The sequence below is a fragment of the Pseudomonadota bacterium genome, assembly GCA_022361155.1.
GTDB lineage: Bacteria > Myxococcota_A > Polyangia > Polyangiales > JAKSBK01 > JAKSBK01.
Map to the genome: position 1 here is coordinate 1 of JAKSBK010000352.1, position 3,706 is coordinate 3,706.

A 3,706-nucleotide genomic window follows, 5' to 3' on the forward strand; every position below is an offset into this window, starting at 1 on the left:
CGCCCTCGCCCTGCTGCTCGCCGCCACCACAAGCTCCTGCTTCGGCGGCCCGAGCGAGCCACCGAGCGAGGCCATCCACTACCACACCGACCACCTCGGCAGCGTCGCCCTCATCACAAGCCCCCAGGGAAAGCTCCTCGCAACCCACCACTACCAACCCTTCGGCCAAACCCTAACCGCCTCCAGCGACCCCTACGGCTTCAGCCACAAAGAACACGACCCGCAGACAGCCCTAAGCCACTTCGGCGCCCGAGACTACGACCCCCTGCTCGCCAGGTGGATGACCCCCGACCCGATCCTCGACAGCTACCTGCGCGGCCAGCCCAACGGGGGCGTGTACAACCCCAGGAATCTCGGATTGTACACCTACAGCTACAACAGCCCGATCACGCTGACCGATCCCGACGGGCAGGCACCCCACATCGCCTTTGGGGCAGGAGCAGGCGGTCTCATGGGTGGAGGTGTGGAGCTGTTTCGTCAGCTCATGTCCGAGGGACGGGTCGACGGCCGCAGGCTGCTGGCAGCCGCCGCCGCGGGAGCGCTCGCAGGAGCCATGGCAGCCGCCACCGCCGGACTCAGCCTCGCCGCCCAGACTGGCAGCGCAGCCCTCGGCGGCGCCTCCGCCGTACTCACCGAGAAAATCGTCCGTGGCGAGCAAGCAACCGCAGGCGACCTCGCCAGCGGCGCCGCAGCCGGACTCGCAGGACTCGGCCTAGCCAGGGGCGCGGGCAAACTCGCAGGCACCGTGGCCCGACCCGCTGCCGCAAGGGGGGCACCCAAGGCTTTGCCCGCCGGCAAGGTCGTTCCGAACGCCGGTGGCCGCATCATCTCGTTCGTCACCCAAAGGGAGCGCACCTTCTATCGTGTGTTCTCGGGTGACAGCACCCGCGGCACGTTCCTGACCTCCGTGAAGCCCTCAAGCAGTGCGTTCGCCCGAGAGGCGCTCGCTCTGCCGCCGGGCAACACCGCGACGTTCGTTCAGAAGGTCGTGGTGCCTGCGGGCACCCGACTTCAACGCTCTCGGGCACTGCCGGCATTCGGTCGTCGCGGCGGTGCTGAACAGTTCCAGCTACTTGACCGGATACCAAACTCCAGCTTTGGCCCAGGAGTACCGCTACCATGAACTTCACCAAGATAGACCCCACGATCCGCGCATGGGCGGCCAGGAATCGCCTTCCTCTTTCAACGCAGTACCAAGACGCTGAAGTACGCTCGTTCGAGCTGGTTGGCCCATCGGGTCGCGCCCAAGTCTGGGTCGAAGTGGAGGGGGATGTGGTCACCGTCTACGCTTGGGATTACCGACGGCAGAAGCAGACCTTTTCGTCCGATCCACCCACTTTGGAGGAGGCGCTGGATCAGGCGCTGCAAGTGGCCCAGGGCTGGTGTGGCAATCCCTAGCCACTGGAAAGTACGGCTACGATGGGCAGCCACAAACGCTCAGCTGGTGGTACGGCTGGCCCTGGCAACGTTCGTGTTCGCGCTGCACCTGCCAGCCCAAGCCGCTCGACTGGAGCCCGGACCTAGCCCCAGCATCGCCTCAAGGGCGGTTCCTGCCGTCACGAGGGCTTCGTCGCGGGCGCTCGGCCAGGCTCTTGAAGCCGCCGGGCATGTGAGGCCGGCTAGTTCTGCCGCACATCACATTGTCGCAGGCGGGGCCAAAGCAGCTGCCCCAGCACGTGCGGCACTCCAGCGCTTCGGTATTGGCATCAACGATGCGGCGAATGGCGTGTTTCTTCCGGCGTCCCGCGCAGCACCGAATGCGGCCGGTGCTGCGGTCCATTCGACCGTGCACACGCGCGCCTACTACCAGGCAGTCAACGATGCGCTCGGCCAGGCGACGACACGGGCCGAGGCATTAGAGGTGCTGGGTGCGCTTCGTCAAGGATTGCTTGGAGGTGGGCTGTGAGCACAGCAGTGTACGTACCCATCGGAGCGGAGGGCTTCGAGTTTTGCCACCCAGTTGACGAAGGCAACTTCGAAACGCTCAACGTGCAGATTGATGGCACGCAGCGCGGACAAACGTGGACACCGCTTCAGATGCGTCTCGTCCGCGAGGACGAGGGCAAGCCTCTGATGGAATCCGATTCGCCCTGGTTGGGGTCACACGCGCTCATCTTCCGCAAGCGAGCGCTAGACCGAGTCGGTGCCTTCTTGGAGGAACACGGTGAGCTGCTCCCGGTAGGCTGTCCTGATGCGGACCTGGCGATTTTCAATCCCAGGGTAGTCGACGCCTTTGACGAGGCCACGTCATCCGTCCTGCGGTTCTCCAACGGGCGGATCATGCGCATCATGAAGCACGTTTTCCGAGCGGACGTGGTAGCGCAGACATCGGCCTTCAAGATTCCGAATCTACGCGTGAGCCCCACGTTTGTAGGCGAGCGGTTCGTGGAGTTGTGGAACTCGGCAGGCCTGAAGGGCCTCGACTTCAAGAAGGTGTGGTCTTCGAGCTGAGCGACCTTGCCATCCCGCCCACGCCACGCCTTCATCCTCCACGATGGCGAACTACGCCGACGGGGCACGCACCCCACGGACCTTGACCGAACGCGAGCAGAGAGCCCTGCTCAAGGTCACCGGCGAGCACCGAGCGGGCTACCGCGATCACGTGCTGTACGCGATGGCCCTCGGCACGGGCCTGCGCGAGCACGAGCTCATCGGGCTGGATGTCGAGGATGTGTTTCGGGAGGGCCGGCCCAGGCGCAGGCTGCAGCTCTCCGTCTTCAAAGGAGCACAGCGCAGCGGCGGCACGCAGGAGGTCCTGCTCAGCGAGTCCCTGCGCGGCAAGCTGCGCCGATTCTGGGCCTGGAAGGCCCGCGAGCGTGAGTGCCTCGACGATGACGCCCCGCTCTTCGTCAGCCGCCTCGGGCGACGTCTGTCCCTGCGGCAGGTCCGTCACGGCTTCACCGTGTGGCAGGACCGGGCCGGATTCGAGCGGCGGGTCACGTTTCATATGCTTCGCCACTCGGCGGTGACCAATCTGTACGCGCTCACCAAGGACATCCGCCTGACGCAGCGTTTCGCGCGGCATCGCAGCCTGGTCACGACCATGGTCTACACGCACCCGAGTGAGGATGACTTGGTGCGGGCCGTCGAGGGGCTGCGGTGCTGAGGCGCGTCTCGGACCTACTTGCAGAGTCACGGTGTCCATCTCGGACTTCGTGATGGCGGTGGTCACGATGGACACGGCATCGAACCGGGCTGTGCACATCGCCGGATGCTCGGCTGTCGCAGTCGAGGCCGGGCACACGTGGGCAGTTCATGTCAGCTTCCGAAAGATGAACCGGCCCCCCACCCCTCGGTGGGTCCGCCGGTGAACACAGCCTCGATGTTGTTCTCGTCGAGATCGCCGAAGAGCCCAGCCACAACTGCGGAAACCGGCGGTTGACCGTCCCAGTCTGCCCGGCCTCGAAGGGCCACACAGGCCGGACAAGTGGCGAACGCTTCGGTGGTGAACCGCCGGGTTCAGGCAGAGTGGGAGGTTCACGAGGTGGCGTCTGTCGCCGGGGGTGGAAAAGCGCGTCTAAACGGAGCTGGCCAATTGGATCAAGCAAGGCACCCACCGAAGACTCGGGGCTTGAAGCGCGTCTTTTTGGCGCTTGGTTAGGCGCGCGGGCGAAGATCGTGGCGGAGCCAGCCGAAGGACGAAGAGCTCGGGGGAGCAATCCCCGAGCTCCTCTGAGTTGATCGAGTACAGCAAGACGATGCTCGA

At 65.2% G+C, this 3,706-nt stretch carries 6 protein-coding genes; 5 read left to right on the forward strand and 1 reads right to left on the reverse strand.

What is annotated here, in order from left to right:
• The 5 genes from MJD61_13675 to MJD61_13695 form a co-directional block, all read left to right on the forward strand.
• A partial coding sequence (locus MJD61_13675) for an RHS repeat-associated core domain-containing protein (protein ID MCG8556321.1) occupies positions 1-1,123 on the forward strand: 1,123 nt, incomplete at its 5' end.
• Entirely contained in the window at positions 1,120-1,398 is a 279-nt protein-coding gene (locus MJD61_13680) for a hypothetical protein (GenBank protein ID MCG8556322.1), read from the forward strand. The genes MJD61_13675 and MJD61_13680, both read left to right, overlap by 4 nt.
• Positions 1,385-1,906 carry an AHH domain-containing protein gene (locus MJD61_13685; GenBank protein ID MCG8556323.1) on the forward strand — a complete coding sequence of 174 codons (522 nt, stop codon included), beginning with the start codon at positions 1,385-1,387 and terminating at the stop codon, positions 1,904-1,906. Before MJD61_13680 ends, MJD61_13685 begins: the two co-directional genes overlap by 14 nt.
• Positions 1,903-2,451: a hypothetical protein gene (locus MJD61_13690; GenBank protein MCG8556324.1), complete on the forward strand. Its 549-nt coding sequence runs from the start codon at positions 1,903-1,905 to the stop codon at positions 2,449-2,451. Before MJD61_13685 ends, MJD61_13690 begins: the two co-directional genes overlap by 4 nt.
• 43 nt (positions 2,452-2,494) lie before the next feature.
• Positions 2,495-3,106: a tyrosine-type recombinase/integrase gene (locus tag MJD61_13695; protein MCG8556325.1), complete on the forward strand. Its 612-nt coding sequence runs from the start codon at positions 2,495-2,497 to the stop codon at positions 3,104-3,106.
• Positions 3,107-3,517: 411 nt separating this feature from the next.
• Here the strand turns inward: MJD61_13695 and MJD61_13700 are convergent.
• A partial coding sequence (locus MJD61_13700; protein MCG8556326.1) for a hypothetical protein occupies positions 3,518-3,706 on the reverse strand: 189 nt, incomplete at its 5' end.